This is a genomic window from Pseudomonas sp. WC2401, from assembly GCF_041200115.1.
Classification (GTDB): Bacteria; Pseudomonadota; Gammaproteobacteria; order Pseudomonadales; family Pseudomonadaceae; genus Aquipseudomonas; species Aquipseudomonas fragi.
Genome location: NZ_CP165623.1, coordinates 3,627,828 through 3,642,255, shown reverse-complemented (window position 1 = coordinate 3,642,255; position 14,428 = coordinate 3,627,828). Strand labels below are relative to the sequence as shown.

12 protein-coding genes and 1 pseudogene are annotated in these 14,428 nt (G+C 60.5%); 7 read left to right on the top strand and 6 right to left on the bottom strand.

All coding sequences use genetic code 11. The features are described from left to right. Positions 1 to 2: 2 nt before the first annotated feature. From AB3G35_RS16475 to AB3G35_RS16450, 6 genes and pseudogenes are all read right to left on the bottom strand, one after another. Positions 3 to 689, bottom strand: coding sequence for an urease accessory protein UreF (locus AB3G35_RS16475; RefSeq protein ID WP_016781200.1), 687 nt, complete (start codon positions 687 to 689; stop codon positions 3 to 5). 21 nt (positions 690 to 710) lie between these two features. Next, positions 711 to 1,382 (bottom strand): urease accessory protein UreE, encoded by a 672-nt coding sequence (ureE, locus tag AB3G35_RS16470; protein WP_016781199.1) that lies wholly within the window; start codon positions 1,380 to 1,382, stop codon positions 711 to 713. A gap of 79 nt (positions 1,383 to 1,461) precedes the next feature. Next, a complete protein-coding gene (locus tag AB3G35_RS16465) occupies positions 1,462 to 3,180 on the bottom strand; it encodes an urease subunit alpha (RefSeq protein ID WP_086797428.1) in 1,719 nt (572 codons plus the stop codon). Positions 3,181 to 3,382: 202 nt separating this feature from the next. Continuing rightward, positions 3,383 to 3,679 (bottom strand): annotated as a pseudogene (gene ureB / locus AB3G35_RS16460) (urease subunit beta); the annotation flags it as partial. 159 nt (positions 3,680 to 3,838) lie between these two features. Next, positions 3,839 to 4,141, bottom strand: a complete 303-nt coding sequence (locus tag AB3G35_RS16455; protein ID WP_016781195.1) for an urease subunit gamma — start codon at positions 4,139 to 4,141, stop codon at positions 3,839 to 3,841. 432 nt (positions 4,142 to 4,573) lie between these two features. Continuing rightward, a complete protein-coding gene (locus AB3G35_RS16450) occupies positions 4,574 to 5,674 on the bottom strand; it encodes an FUSC family protein (protein WP_016781194.1) in 1,101 nt (366 codons plus the stop codon). Positions 5,675 to 5,989: 315 nt separating this feature from the next. On the opposite strand from AB3G35_RS16450, the gene AB3G35_RS16445 reads away from it, so the two are divergent. The 7 genes from AB3G35_RS16445 (at position 5,990) to AB3G35_RS16415 (ending at position 14,288) form a co-directional block, all read left to right on the top strand. Then, positions 5,990 to 6,898, top strand: a complete 909-nt coding sequence (locus tag AB3G35_RS16445; RefSeq protein ID WP_016781193.1) for a LysR family transcriptional regulator — start codon at positions 5,990 to 5,992, stop codon at positions 6,896 to 6,898. Between the two features lie 267 nt (positions 6,899 to 7,165). Then, positions 7,166 to 8,704: an MFS transporter gene (locus AB3G35_RS16440; protein ID WP_369781776.1), complete on the top strand. Its 1,539-nt coding sequence runs from the start codon at positions 7,166 to 7,168 to the stop codon at positions 8,702 to 8,704. Next, on the top strand, positions 8,701 to 9,765 hold the full coding sequence (locus AB3G35_RS16435) for an HlyD family secretion protein (protein ID WP_369781775.1): 1,065 nt from the start codon (positions 8,701 to 8,703) through the stop codon (positions 9,763 to 9,765). The genes AB3G35_RS16440 and AB3G35_RS16435 overlap by 4 nt, the downstream gene beginning before the upstream one ends. Next, positions 9,762 to 11,192 carry an efflux transporter outer membrane subunit gene (locus AB3G35_RS16430; RefSeq protein ID WP_134048699.1) on the top strand — a complete coding sequence of 477 codons (1,431 nt, stop codon included), beginning with the start codon at positions 9,762 to 9,764 and terminating at the stop codon, positions 11,190 to 11,192. The genes AB3G35_RS16435 and AB3G35_RS16430 overlap by 4 nt, the downstream gene beginning before the upstream one ends. Before the next feature lie 194 nt (positions 11,193 to 11,386). Next, positions 11,387 to 12,706, top strand: a complete 1,320-nt coding sequence (locus tag AB3G35_RS16425) for an MFS transporter (RefSeq protein ID WP_369781774.1) — start codon at positions 11,387 to 11,389, stop codon at positions 12,704 to 12,706. Between the two features lie 86 nt (positions 12,707 to 12,792). Then, positions 12,793 to 13,287, top strand: coding sequence for a sigma-70 family RNA polymerase sigma factor (locus AB3G35_RS16420; RefSeq protein WP_029611450.1), 495 nt, complete (start codon positions 12,793 to 12,795; stop codon positions 13,285 to 13,287). A gap of 23 nt (positions 13,288 to 13,310) precedes the next feature. Next, the gene (locus tag AB3G35_RS16415; protein ID WP_369781773.1) at positions 13,311 to 14,288 is read left to right on the top strand and encodes a FecR domain-containing protein; all 978 of its coding nucleotides are present in this window, start codon (positions 13,311 to 13,313) and stop codon (positions 14,286 to 14,288) included. The last annotated feature ends 140 nt before the right edge of the window (positions 14,289 to 14,428 follow it).

The window sequence follows — 14,428 nt, the reverse complement described above, 5'->3', positions numbered from 1 at the left end:
AGTCAGTTCATAAATAGCCGTACATGCGCCTTGACGTGTACGGCGGCGAGCACATCGACAATCGGGACATAGGAGGACATCTGCTCGATATCGCCGATTTCGGCGATATCACAGAAGGCTTCAATGTCGTGGTTGAGTTCAAAGAGGATGTGCTGGGTATCCAGGTGAGTGACCCGCATCAGGCGCATGGCGGCACTGAGGATGGTCATGGCCACGCCGTACTGGTGCATCACCACCACCTCACGGGCACCGATGCCCTGGGTCGACATCACCACGGCCTGGGTGACGGGGTAGGTGCCTGCCGCGTTGCCGGCCTTGATCTGTTCAAGCCACCAGCGCACCAGCGGTTTTTCCACGACATGGATCGACATCTCGGCGAGTTTTTTGCCCATGCGCGTGGCCATCAAGCGGCTTTCTTCGTTGAGCTTGCGGTTATTCACCGCCCAGTCGGCGCGCAAAATGCCGTCGCGGTCTTCAGCCACGGCAGCCCGATGCGCAGCGACCACGCCCATGCCGTCACAGCTGGCCGCCTGCTTGAGGGCGGTAAGCACAAAACCCTTGAGGGTCGCGACATCGTGAACGATGCCTTTTTGAATGGCCGATTCCACGCCATTCGAGAACGAAAAGGCACCCACTGGCAATACGGAGTCGCCAAACTGCATGATGCGAATTAGATCGGATGCGTTCATCTATGCGCCTTCTTGCCGGGTTCAGTGCTTATGGCTGTGGAACGTATGGCCGTTGTCGTGACTGTGACTGTGTGCGTCATGGCTGTGCACGCCCTGGATCTTCAGGGCTGCAGCGTCCAGCTTGTCTTGCGGGCTGGCCACGTGAACATGGGTGTCGGTTTCTTCGGCACCGCCAAACAGCAGGCGCGCCTCGGATGTGGTCAGCAGTGGCAGGATTTCGGCGCCGCCAACAAAGGCGTACGGCAGGTGTTGAAAACCGTGGGTGCGCATCACCGAGTCCATCATCTTGGTTTCGACAGTGAGCGGGATGTAGACCTCGTTGTTCTTGGTGACGGCTTTCCAGTGCTGGTTGCCCAGGGCATGTCCCAGTTCGAAGCTGGTCTTGATCAGCACGTCCAGGGGTTGCTGCTTGAGCTCGCGCAAGTCGATGACCATGACGTCGCGCAGGTTCAGCTGCACCACCACGGCGGTGTTGGAAGCCTCATCCCACAGCAGCACATCGCCGTCGGACAGCACCACGTTGCGTTCCAGCGAGATGCCCAGGTCGAGACCGCCGAGGCTGGTGCGACGGCAGCGGCTTTTTTGCGCTTCACGTTGGTCGAGCACCAGCAGGTCAACCTTGGCGCCTTCGAGTTTGTGTTGCCAGTGCGGGTCTTTCTTGGCATTGCCCAAAATGTGTTCAATCAAAATCACGTTGCAAGCTCCTTCCCTGAATCATGTTCCGGGGGTTGCCACCGGGATGCACGCACCCCGGCAGCGGCCCGTTCAGGCGTTAGCCAAAGAAATAACGCTGGTTCATGGTGGCCACGTCGATGGGTTTGCACGTGGCGTGCACACCGTCGACTTTTACCGCGAAGGTTTCCGGGTCAACGTCGATATGCGGAGTCTGGTCGTTGCGCACCAGGTCTTTTTTCGACACGGTGCGGCAACCGCGAACCGCCATGACCTGACGCTCCAGCCCGGCCTTTTCCTTGACGCCGTCTTCCAGTGCCGCCTGCGACACAAAGGTCACGCAAGTGTCTTGCAGGCTTTTGCCGAACGCACCGAACATCGGGCGGTAGAACACCGGCTGCGGGGTGGGCAGGGAGGCGTTAGGGTCACCCATTGCCGCCCAGTTGATCATGCCGCCCTTGATTACCATCTTCGGCTTGGCCCCGAAGAAACGCGGGTCCCACAGCACCAGGTCAGCCATCTTGCCGACTTCCACCGAGCCCAGCACATGGCTGATGCCCTGGGCCAGGGCCGGGTTGATAGTGATCTTGGCCACATAGCGCAGGACGCGGAAGTTGTCGTTGTCGGCGCTGTCTTCCGGCAGCTTGCCGCGGGAGACTTTCATCGCATGGGCGGTTTGCATCACCCGCAGCCAGTTTTCACCGACCCGGCCCATGGCCTGGGAGTCACTGGAAAACATGGAAATCACGCCCATGTCCTGCAACACGTTTTCGGCGGCGATGGTTTCCGGGCGTACGCGGCTTTCGGCAAATGACACGTCGGCCGGTACATTCGGGTTGAGGTTGTGACAGACCATGATCATGTCGAACAACTCGGCCTGGCTGTTGACGCCGTAGGGCAGGGTCGGGTTGGTCGAGCTCGGCAGCACGTTGCTCTGGCTGGCCACCTTGATGATGTCGGGAGCGTGACCGCCACCGGCGCCTTCAGTGTGGAAGGTGTGAATGGTGCGACCTTCGAAGGCATCAATGGTGTCTTCGACATAACCGCATTCGTTGAGGCTGTCGGTGTGTACCGACACCTGCACGTCCATCTCGTCGGCAGTACGCAGCGCATGGCGCAGTGCGTTTGAGGTTGCGCCCCAGTCCTCGTGAACCTTGAGGCCGGCAACACCGGCGATGATCTGTTCGGCCAGCGGGTCGCGGCCAAAGGAGTTGCCCTTGCCCAGCATGCCGACGTTGATCGGCAGCCCTTCCAGCGAGCGCAGCATCTGGCGGATGTTCCAGGGACCAGCGGTCACGGTGGTACCGTTGGTGCCGTCGGTTGGGCCGATGCCGCCGCCGAAGAAGGTGGTGATGCCGTTGGACAGCCCGTGGTAGGCCTGCTGCGGCGAGATCAGGTGAATATGGGTATCGATCCCGGCGGCGGTGAGGATCAGGTGCTCACCGGAGATGGCGTCGGTGCTCACACCCACCACCAGGCCCGGGGTGACGCCGCTCATGATGCCCGGGTTGCCGCTTTTGCCGATACCGACGATCTTGCCGTCACGGATACCCACGTCGGCTTTGATTACGCCCTGGATGGCGTCGATGATGGTGACGTTGGTGATCACAAGATCCAGTACGCCGTTGTCGCGGGTCAGAGTGTTGTCTGCGCCCATGCCGTCGCGCAGGGATTTACCGCCGCCGTAAACGGATTCTTCGCCGTAACCGCGCAGGTCCTTTTCAATTTCGACAAACAGGTTGGTGTCACCCAGGCGGATCTTGTCGCCCGTGGTTGGGCCGAACAGGCCTGCGTATTCTTTGCGTGAAATGGTAGGCATCGGTGGCTCCTTTTCTAATGCCGCGCGAGCGTCAGTGGTTCAACGGCGCGTGTGCAAAGTATGAAAATGCGGGTTACTTGTCGTTGACAGGCTTGGACGGCTTGCCCGGCTCGGAGAACTTGAAGCCGTGGTCGCGCGCGCGCTGAATGGCTTGCAGTTTTTCCGGGCGCTCATGGCTGCTGGTCAGTTTGTCGGGGACCCAGCCGTCAACCAGGTTGTTGAAACCGTAGAGGGTTTGCTTGCCACCGTAGGGGATCAATGGCACTTCAATCTCGTCACCCGGCTCGAAGCGGATAGCCGTGGTGGACGAGATGTTCAGGCGCTTGCCGAAAGCGGCAGCACGGTCGAACTCAAGGGCACGGTTGACTTCGAAAAAGTGAAAGTGCGAGCCGATCTGGATCGGCCGGTCACCGGTGTTGCGCACTTTGACTTTGGTGACGGGGCGGTCTTCGTTGAAGGTGATGGGCGTGCTGGCGTAGAGGGTACCGCCCAGTGGCACATCGGCTTCATTGCCCTTGCTGATACCGCCGGGGTTTTTGGCGTGGGGGATGCTGTGGTTCGGGTGAGTATCCTGGTGCGGGCTGTTGGTCTCTTTGGTGCTCATGACTGACTCCTCGAAACGTGGCGGTCTTGCGTTAACCGGGTTCAGGGCAGGTGCTTACTTGATCGGGTCGTGGACCGTGACCAGACGACTGCCGTCGGTGAAAATCGCTTCAACCTGTACGTTGGGAATCAGGTCGCTGACGCCTTCCATCACGTCATCCTTGGTCAGTACCTTGCTGGCCTCGGTCATTACGTCTTCAACCGACTTGCCGTCGCGGGCGCCTTCCAGGGCGGTGACGGTGATGATTGACACGGCCTCCGGGTAGTTCAGCTTCAAGCCGCGTGCCTTGCGCCGGAATGCCACGTCCGACAGGGTGTAAACCATCAGCTTTTCGACTTCTCTGGGGGTGAGCTGCATAAGCCCTCCTATCTGCAGTGCGGTAAGAATTAAAGTTCTGGAGTGCCGCTCAGGCGTGCGCGCATGCAAAACACTCCACACGACGGGGACGTGCGAAGGCAGGGTGACGTTTGAGTGGGGGTGTTTAATGCCTGTTGTCGTTTCATAAGCTCAACCGTTCAAATCCATTAATACGGGTGCGAGGCAGAGCCTAGACCATAATCACCGGGCGGCCAGGCGAGACCGGAACGCGACAAAGAGTCTGTTGACACAGATAGAAAGGCAGCGTTTGCCTGTAAACTTCTTATAAAACAGTTTGTTACGGTGTTTTTGTAACGTTTCAATGCGTTGCTTTTGGCCAGTGATTCGTTGTTTAGGTCAGAAAAAACTTCATCTTTAGTGCGATATGTCATCTAAACAGTTGAAGCTGTTCGTCTAAATGAGTGCGCTTCGTTATTTTTCGTCCGGTAATTTGCCGTTTTTAAACAAATGCCGATGGCCGCAGTGATACAGCGCAGCATGCAACTGGTCGTTGAGCTCGGTCAGTTGCCGGAGCATTTCCAGGCTCAGCCAGACATAGGCATAGAAGGGTGTTTCGGTGATCTTGCCGTCCAGGCTCTTGAGCACCAGTTCATGAAGGTCGTGGGTTTTCTGCCGTAGCTCGCCACTGATCTGGTTGTTGGAAATACCCTCGCACAGTTTGTTCTGCAACGATTCGAGGGCCTGCGGGATTAGGTGGTGCAGGCCGTTGAGGGCGGGCTCGCTCTCGATCAGCAGGTGGCTCTCGCGCGAAGACCAATAGGCATCGATCATCAGGCTCATGGTGGCCAGCAAGTTGCGGTGCAGGGTTTGCAGGGACTCGAACACCTGTGGCTTGAGGTTGCTCTCGTTGCTGGCGGGGGAGATGTAATTGCGCAACTTGATCACCGCGTCCAGTTCGTCCTTCAACTGATCATCCAGGTTGGGGCGCTCGGGAATTCGCGGCGAGAAATACTGCGAGTACAGGCTGTTGATCTTGCCCAGGCTTTCGCCGAATTTGATCCGCAGGTCGGTGTAGGCCCGCTGCGGGTAGATGCTGGTGTAAAGCATGGCCAGCAGCGACCCCGCCAGCACATAACCGCTGCGGGTGAGGGCCGACTCCATGTCGTTGGGCGGTGCGCAACTGACCACCGCCAGCGTGGCGCCGATCAGCAGGGCCATATAGGGGTGTTTGCCCAGGGTCAGGTAACCGGCGATAAACATCATCACCCCGCACCACAGCAGCATCAGGGCAAAGGAATGCATCTCCAGGTACAGCGCCACCAGGCCCGACAGCGCGCCCAGCACCGTACCGCCGGTACGTTGCAGCGCGCGGGAAAACACGTTGCCCCAGTAGGGCTGTGGGCCCATGACGATGAGCATGGTGATCAGGGCATAGGAGGCGCCGTCGAGTTTGAAAAACCGGATGACGACAAAGGTAATCAGGAACGCCAGGCTGATGCGGGTGGCGTGAATCCAGCGGTAATTTTTGCAGACCAGTTTTTCCAGATTTGAAATCTTTTTACCCAACTGCATAAAGTCCCCAATCACTGTAGTGGATTGGGCTGGCAGCGTAGTTCAGGTCAGGCGTGTCCACCACTGGGGATGGCTCTATTGCGAGGGGAGGAAAGCGGCAGGCATAAAAAAGGCCATTACCATCATGGGGATCCGGTAATGGCCAAAAATCTCAACCAAAGAGAGCGTCAGGCGCAAACCTGACGAGCGGCAATGTATCAATCCCACTCTTAGTTAGCTAGCTAAGGGTGTGCGAAACTGTTTTACCTGCTGCGCAACAATGGTGCATTACAGGCTGGCTAGGCAGGGGCAGCGTTAGCCGATACCCTTTGGCCCATGCAAATACCTGACTTGAATCTGCTGGTTGCCTTGAATGTCTTGCTCGAAGAAGGCTCTGTGGTGGGCGCGGCCCGGCGCATGAACCTGAGCGCCCCGGCCATGAGCCGCACCTTGACCCGCATCCGCGAGGTCTTGAACGACCCCATTCTGGTGCGTTCGGGGCGTGGGCTGGTGCCAACGCCGCGTGCACTGGAGTTGCGTGAACAAGTGCGCGGGGTGGTCGAGCTGGCGCACGGGGTGTTTACCCAGAGCCAGAACAGTGATTTGCGTGAGCTGGAGCGAACATTCAGCATTCGCGCCAATGACGTATTTTTTGGCGTGTATGGCGCAGCATTGCGCCAGCAAATGGCCCTGGACATGCCCAAGGCCACGTTGCGGGTGGTGCCTGAGGGCTTTACCGATGACGAGGCGCTGAATGAAGGCCGCATTGACCTGACTATCTGCGCCACTAACCGCTTCAGCTCGGATATCAAGGTACAAAGGTTGTTTACCTGTCCGTTTGTGGGGTTGGCGCGGCAAGGGCATCCGATTTTCGATGAGCCCATTACGGCCCGGCGCTTTGCCGGTTTTGACCATATCAGCGTGTCACGCAGGGGCCATGCCCGCGGGCCGATTGACGCGCTGCTGGCCGAGCTGGGGCTGGAGCGGCGGGTGTCGTTCACCACGCCGACGTTCTACTCGGCGATTTTTGCCCTGGCCGGGGAGGACCTGATCCTGCCGCTGATGCCCCAGGTGCTGCTCAAAAACCTGGAGCCACTTGGCCTCAAACTGCGTCCGTTCGAGCTCCCGATCACCTTGCAACCGGTGGATATTGTCCAGGCCTGGCATCCGCGGCTGGACAACGATCATGCCCACCGCTGGCTGCGTCGCACCCTCAAGACCTTCTGCGAGAATGCCGTGGTATAGGCCCCAACCCTGTGGGAGCGGGCTTGCTCGCGATGGTATCTACGCGGTTATCCAGACAAACCGCAGCGCCTGCATCGCAGGCAAGTCAGCTCTCACAGAACATAATGCTCAGCTGACCATTGCGTCTGACGCACTCCACAGTTAGTTATTTATCAATTTTTATAGCTATGCCGGCTGATTAAACTTTCTGTCATCTATCAAGACGACGGAGTCAGCGATGTATTGGCGGTTTGATCATGGGCGCGGTCTGGCGCCTGGAGCTGTGCTGTGACGGCGCTGGTTGCAGGTGCCGTGGCACCCATTCCGGCCCCGGCCGGCAGTGCGGCTTTTGGGCTGCGGATTTTTACCGGTCTGCTGGGCGTTTTGCTGGCCGTGCTGGTGTCGGGTTTCAACGAAAATGTGACCAAGGTGGCCATGCCTGATATCCGTGGGGCCATGGGTATCGGTTATGACGAAAGCACCTGGTTGCTGGCGGTGTATTCGGCCACGTCCATCAGTGCCATGGCCTTTGCGCCGTGGTGTGCAGCCACCTTTTCCCTGCGCCGTTTTACCCTGTGTGCCATCGGCGCCTTTTTACTGCTGGGCATCCTTTGCCCATTGGCCCCCAATGTCGATGTGCTGATGCTGCTGCGCACCTTGCAGGGCTTTGCCGGTGGGGCCTTGCCGCCAATGCTGATGTCAGTGGCGTTGCGCTTCCTGCCGCCGGGCATTCGCCTGTACGGCCTGGGCAGTTATGCGCTGACCGCGACGTTCGGCCCCAGCTTCGGTACACCGTTGTCCGCCTGGTGGGTGGAGTACGCCGGGTGGCAATGGGCTTTCTGGCAAATTATCCCCCTGGGATTGTTGTCGATGGCGTGCGTGGCCTGGGGCTTGCCGCAAGACCCGTTGCGCCTGGAGCGGTTCAAACAGTTTGACTGGCGTGGCCTGCTGCTGGGCTTGCCGGGGCTGATCATGCTGGTGCTGGCGCTGGAATTGGGACAACGCCTGAACTGGTTTGAGTCGCCGATGATCCGTTTTTTCATCGTCGCGGGCAGCACCCTGATGGTGCTGTTCTTCATTAATGAATGGTCGCACCCGCTGCCGTTTTTCAAGCTGCAATTACTGAAAATCCGCAATCTGAGCCACGCTTTGCTGACGCTGGGCGGGGTGCTGTTTGTGCTGTTGGCGGTGATCAAGATCCCTTCCAGCTATCTTGCTCAGATACAGGGCTATCGGCCCCTGGAAACCGCGCCGGTGATGCTGATGGTGGCCTTGCCGCAATTGATTGCGCTGCCGCTGGTGGTTGCGGTGTGCAACCTGCGCTGGGTCGATTGCCGCTGGGTGCTGGCCATCGGGCTGGGGCTGCTGGCGCTGGCGTGTGGCATCGGCTCGCAGGTCACGTCGCAGTGGAGCCGTGAGAACTTTTACGGGCTGCAGGCGATACAGATCATCGCCCAGCCCATGGCCGTGATTCCTTTGCTGATGCTCGCCACCGGAGGCCTGAACCCGGCAGACGGGCCGTTTGCCTCGGCCTGGTTCAATACCGTCAAAGGCTTTTCGGCGGTGGCAGCCAGCAGTGTGCTGGGGGTGCTGACCCTCAACCGCGAGCACTACCACTCAACCATGTTGCTCGACCGCCTGGGCAACTCGCCGCTGGTCAGCACTGGTACCGACCTGGCGCGCCGGGCTCACCAGCAGGCCGTGGTGCTGACCAGCTCCGATCTTTATCTGTACATGGCCGTCCTGGCGCTTTTCCTGATTGTGTTAATCCCTTTTGGCCCCACGCGGATCTACGCGCCGGGCACACCTGTTGGAGTTGTGAAATGAGTACAACAAACGGGCGCAAGCCCCGGGTCCTGGCCGCAGCCGTCGCGCTGGCAGTTATCGTGCTGTACGCGCTGTGGCGGCTGGTCTTTGTCACGGGTACCGTGCAGAGCACTAATGATGCTTTTGTCAGCGCCGATTTCACCCTGATTGCGCCCAAAGTGGCGGGGTTTATCGACGAGGTGCTGGTGCAGGATAACCAGCCGGTCAAGGCCGGGCAGTTGCTGGCCCGGATCGACCCGCAGGACTACCGCGCAGCGGTGCAGGCCGCGCAAGCCAGTGTGGCGACGGCGCAGGCGCAACGGGTCAATGCCCTGGCGATGTTGGAACGCCAACGCTCGCTGATCGAACAGGCCAAGGCCACGGTGGATGCGGATGTGGCCCAGGTGGAATTTGCCAGCCATGAACTGCAGCGCTATGAGCACCTAGCGGGGCAGGGTGCAGGTACGCTGCAGAACTCCCAGCAGGCGAAAAACCGTTCGCTGACCGCTCGTGCCGAGTTGGCCCAGCACAAGGCCGCCCTGGAAGCCGCCCGTCAGCAAACCCGCGTATTGGCCGCCCAGGCCACGGCCGCGCAAGCATCGGTGGAGTATGCCGAGGCCTTGCTGGCACGGGCCGGGCTGGACTTGTCGCATACGCAACTGCTGGCGCCGTTTGACGGTGTGGTGGGGCGGCGCAGCGTACGCCTGGGGGCTTACGTCAAACCCGGCGACACCGTGATGGCGGTGGTACCGCTGGCCGACGCCTATGTGGTGGCCAACTTTCTCGAGCATCAACTCACCCACATGCAGGCAGGGCAGCGCGTGACGATCAAGGTCGACAGCTTTCCGGGCCAGACCCTGCAAGGCACCGTGGACAGCATTGCCCCGGCCACGGGGGTGACGTTCGCGGCGATTGCCCCGGATAACGCCACCGGCAACTTCACCAAAGTGGCCCAGCGCATTGCGGTGAAAGTCACGCTGGATAACGGGCAGCTACTGGCCAGCCAATTGCGCCTGGGGATGTCGGTGGATGCCTCCATCGACACGGCAATGGCGCACGCTCAGCAGGTCAGCACACGATGAAAAAACATGCAGTGGCCTGGGCTGTGGCCTGTTACAGCGTACTGAGCCTGAGTGGTTGCGTGGTCGGCCCGGACTTCAAGGCGCCCGTGCCCAAGTTGCCTGCGGGCTGGGCGTCGGTGCCCACTGAGCCGGGGCACAATCGCGCAGTAGATACAGCTGTGGACCTGCATTGGTGGGACCGTTTCGGTGATCGGCAATTGTCTGCCCTGGTGCGCGAGGCGCAGCAGCGCAACTTTGATGTGCAACTGGCAGCCAGCCGCCTGCAACAGAGCCTGGCGATCCGCCGTCAGATCAATGCCGACACCCTGCCCGAGGTGGATGCAGCGGCAGCCTACAGTCGTAGCCGCAACAGCCAGAAGGGTTTGAGTGACCCTTCCGGGAACAGTGGCAAGCAGGCCTTCAACCTGTGGAACGGCGGTCTGGGGTTCAGTTGGGAGGCTGACCTGTGGGGTCGCGTCAAGCGTTCGGTGGAAGCGGCGGATGCCTCCGTGCAGGTGGCCGCACAGGATCGCAATGCGGTGCAACTGTTGGTGATCGTGCAGACCGCGCAGCACTATATCCAGTTGCGCGGCACACAGCAGGCACTGGCGGTGGTCGAGCAAAACCTGCAGATCGCCCGGCGCAGCCTGGAACTGACCCGGTTGCAGCTGCGGGAGGGCGTGGCCACGGATTTACAGGTGTCTGAAGCTGCGGCCCAAGTGGCCGAGATCGAAGCGCGCCAGGCACCCTTGCAGCAACGCAGCGCACAGTTGATCAATGCCCTGAGCTTGCTGCTGGCCCGCGAACCACGGGCCTTGCAGGCGCAATTGAGCGCAGCGGCCGACGTGCCTGCCTACGGCGCGGATGTGCCGGTCGGCCTGCCCAGCGAGCTGGCGCAACGGCGCCCCGACATTCGTCGTGCCGAGGCCCGCTTGCATGCAGCCACTGCGGCGATCGGCATGGCCGAGGCGGATTTCTATCCGCGGATCACCCTGTCGGGCAGTCTCGGTTTTCAAGCCCTGCAGCTGTCGGATCTGGGCAGTTGGGGGTCGCGCAATTTTGCCTTCGGCCCGGGCCTGAGCGTGCCGGTGTTCGAGGGCGGACGTTTGCAGGGGGCCTTGCAGTTGCAGGAAGGGCGCCAGCAGGAGGCGGGTATTGCCTACCAGCAAACCGTATTGCGCGCCTGGCATGAGGTGGACGATACGCTGGTGGCGTATCAGGCCAGCCAGCGTCGGCGCGACAGCCTCAAGCAGGCAGTGGTGCATAGCCAGCGGGCACTGGACAGCGTTCACCAGCAATATGCCCAGGGCACGGTGGACTTTCTCAACGTGCTGACGGTGCAAAACGCGTTGCTGGCCAACGAAGCAGCGCTGGTGGACAGCACGGCGCAGGTCTCGCTGTCGCTGGTGGATGTGTTCGCGGCGCTGGGTGGGGGGTGGCAGGGCTAGTTGCTTGCAGCTTCTGGTGGGAGCGGGCTTGCCCGCGATGATATCGGCGTAGTTATCCCGGCCAACCGCAGTGCCGGCATCGCAGGCAAGCCAGCTGCCACAGGTACTGAGTGATTGCCCACAGGTTTTGCTATGCTCGCGCCCTCGACCGCAAACGCCAATATAGGCGTGTCCCGTTCATATTGAGCCTATTTATGTCTGCCGATACTCAAGCCACAACGGTGCGCTTTACCCGTTCCGACTATAAAACCCTTGGCCTTGCTGCCCTGGGCGGAGCGTTGGAAATTTACGATTTCATTATTTTCGTATTCTTTGCCCTGACCCTCAGCCAGCTGTTCTTCCCCCCGGACATGCCCGAGTGGTTGCGCCTGTTGCAAAGCTTCGGGATTTTTGTGACTGGCTATCTGGCACGTCCACTGGGCGGGATCCTGATGGCTCACTTTGCCGATCACCTGGGGCGCAAGCGGGTGTTCAGCCTGAGCATCCTGATGATGGCGCTGCCCTGCCTGCTGATCGGCATCATGCCTACTTACGCCGACATCGGTTACTTCGCGCCGCTGATCCTGCTGGCCTTGCGCATCCTGCAGGGCGCAGCGGTCGGGGGCGAGGTACCCAGTGCCTGGGTGTTCGTGGCCGAGCATGCGCCGGCCGGGCGCCGAGGCTTTGCGCTGGGCTTTTTGCAGGCCGGGCTGACCTTTGGCTATTTGATTGGTGCCCTGAGCGCAACGCTGCTGGCGCAACTGTTCACCCCGGCCGAGATCCTCGATTACGCCTGGCGCTTTCCGTTCCTGCTCGGCGGTGTGTTCGGCGTGATTGGTGTGTGGCTACGCCGTTGGCTGAGTGAAACACCGGTATTTCTGGCTCTGCGTGAACGCAAGGAGGGCCGTGCCGAATTCCCCTTGCGCACCGTCCTGCGTGATCACCGGGCGTCCTTGCTGCCGGCCGCGCTGCTGACCTGCGTGCTCACCAGCGCCGTGGTGGTGTTTGTGGTCATCACCCCGACCGTGATGCAGCAACGCTTCGGCATGACCGCCAGCCATACCTTTGCGTTGAGCAGCCTGGGCATAGTGTTTTTGAATATCGGCTGTGTGCTGGCCGGGTTGATCGTTGATCGTATAGGCGTGTGGCGCAGTATTGCGCTATACAGTGTGCTGTTGCCGCTGGGTATCGGCCTGCTGTACGCCAGCCTGGTCGGGCAGTGGATTATGCCCGGCCTGGCCTATGCGTTCGCCGGCTTGACCTGCGGGATTGTCGGGGTGGTGCCGTCGGTGATGGTGGGCCTGTTTCCGGCGCCGATACGGGTTTCGGGAATTTCCTTCACCTACAATATCGCCTATGCGCTATGGGCCAGTACCACGCCGTTGCTGCTGATCGCCCTGATGCCGTGGAGCCCCTGGGTGTGCGTGGCGTTCTGCGCGATGATGGGGCTGGTCGGCTTGCTCACCGCCCGGCGCTACGGTTTGAGCGGCGCGACACAGGTCGAGCAGCGTCTATTGGCCAAGGCCGAAATGTAGCAGGTGGCAACCTTCGGTCATCACGGTGATTGCTGGCTCTAATAGGAAGCATTACTATTCGCGCCCCACCTGTGCAGTCCCGTGCGATGACTCAGAAAGTGCCCCGCAAAACGGGCTTCTTTGAACATTACGAAGAGTTGATCGGCACCTGGACCCGGCGCCTGCGCAATCGGCAGCAGGCGCAAGACCTGGCCCATGACACCTTTGTCCGCGTGCTCGAATCCAACCCGGATTCGGTCGAGCAGCCGCGGGCGTACTTGCACCAGACAGCACGCAATATCGCGGTAGACGGCTTTCGCCGCGAAGAGCTACGCGACGCCAAGGAGCTGGCAGCCGTTCCCCCAAGTTCGTCCGAAACCGGCGATCCGGAGCAGTATATGCGCGCTATCCAGTTGGCTGAGTCGGTCGAAAGGGCTTTGCAGGAACTGCCGCTCAATTGCCGCAAGGTGTTTGTCTGGCAGAAGATCGAAGGCCTGACCCAGGCCGAAATTGCCGAGCGCCTGGGGCTGTCCAGAAACATGGTGGAAAAGTATATGATCCGCACCCTGCGCCATCTGCGTGAACGCGTGGAGGCTCCGTGATGACATCGGTAAAGGATTGCAGGATGGATACACGAGACTGTACCTGTGGCAGTGCCAGTGTGCGTGACGCGGCTGCCACCTGGTTTACCCGGGTGCAAGCGCAAACCCTGAATGCTGGCGAGCAGGCCCAATTCCAGGCCTGGCGCACGCAACACGCCAGCCATGAGGCCGAATACCAGTGGCTGGCCAGTTTGTGGTCTGCCGCCGATCTGTTGCCCAAGGCCCGTTTGCAGGCGCTGTGTGAAGTGCCTGCACCGCGGCACAGCCGGCGTTCGTTTCTGGCCTACGGGCTGGCAGCCAGCCTTGTCGCGGTGGCGGCCGGGGCGGGCATATGGATGCAGCTGCAAGCCTCTGCCGGCTATCACGCAACATTTGCCACGGCGCTGGGTGAGCGTCGTACCGTGACATTGCCCGATGGTTCGGCCATTGAACTCAATGGCCGCAGCCTGATGCGCGTCAGCTACGAAGGGCAGCAGCGTATTGTCGAGCTGGAGCGCGGCGAGGGCATGTTCAACGTTGCCCATGATGCCGACCGGCCGTTTGTGGTGCAGGCCGGGGCCGGCCAGGTAACCGTCACGGGTACCCGCTTTGACGTGCTGCGCGAAGGCGATCAGGCCCGCGTTGCGGTGGAGTCTGGGCATGTGCGGGTGCAGGGCGCCAATCCGGATGCAGTGGTCAACCTGACGGCCGGGCTGGGTACGGTTGTCGATGAGCGTGGCCGGGTGGCCGCCGCGCAGCCGGTCAACACCCGTGCGTTGACGGCGTGGCGCAAGGGCCAGTTGGTATTCGAAGACGCCAGCCTTGAAGACGTGGCGGCACAAGTGTCGCGCTATCGTGACAAGCCGCTGTGGGTCAGCACGCCAGCGGTGGCCCGCATGCGCCTGACCAGCGTGTTCAAAACCAATGACACCGATGCCCTGCTCAAGGCGCTGCCGCAGATCTTGCCGGTCGCGATCATGACGCGGGCAGACGGCAGCCAGGAAATCATCGCGAAAAAATAATTGGCTACTGGATTCAGGTTTTTTTCGAGTTCTTCGTCTTCTTGAACAACTGCAACTGGTTTGCATTAACAGTCGCACTCAAGTGCGATCAACAGGGCAAGACTCGACGTGAAAAACAACAATCCTCGTGGGCGACTTTG

Excerpts from the sequence above, each read along its gene's own strand:
- AB3G35_RS16475 (WP_016781200.1), bottom strand. The coding sequence starts at position 689 with ATGAACGCATCCGATCTAATTCGCATCATGCAGTTTGGCGACTCCGTA.
- AB3G35_RS16465 (WP_086797428.1), bottom strand. The coding sequence starts at position 3,180 with ATGCCTACCATTTCACGCAAAGAATACGCAGGCCTGTTCGGCCCAACC.
- AB3G35_RS16455 (WP_016781195.1), bottom strand. The coding sequence starts at position 4,141 with ATGCAGCTCACCCCCAGAGAAGTCGAAAAGCTGATGGTTTACACCCTG.
- AB3G35_RS16450 (WP_016781194.1), bottom strand. The coding sequence starts at position 5,674 with ATGCAGTTGGGTAAAAAGATTTCAAATCTGGAAAAACTGGTCTGCAAA.
- AB3G35_RS16445 (WP_016781193.1), top strand. The coding sequence starts at position 5,990 with ATGCAAATACCTGACTTGAATCTGCTGGTTGCCTTGAATGTCTTGCTC.
- AB3G35_RS16435 (WP_369781775.1), top strand. The coding sequence starts at position 8,701 with ATGAGTACAACAAACGGGCGCAAGCCCCGGGTCCTGGCCGCAGCCGTC.
- AB3G35_RS16430 (WP_134048699.1), top strand. The coding sequence starts at position 9,762 with ATGAAAAAACATGCAGTGGCCTGGGCTGTGGCCTGTTACAGCGTACTG.
- AB3G35_RS16425 (WP_369781774.1), top strand. The coding sequence starts at position 11,387 with ATGTCTGCCGATACTCAAGCCACAACGGTGCGCTTTACCCGTTCCGAC.
- AB3G35_RS16420 (WP_029611450.1), top strand. The coding sequence starts at position 12,793 with ATGACTCAGAAAGTGCCCCGCAAAACGGGCTTCTTTGAACATTACGAA.
- AB3G35_RS16415 (WP_369781773.1), top strand. The coding sequence starts at position 13,311 with ATGGATACACGAGACTGTACCTGTGGCAGTGCCAGTGTGCGTGACGCG.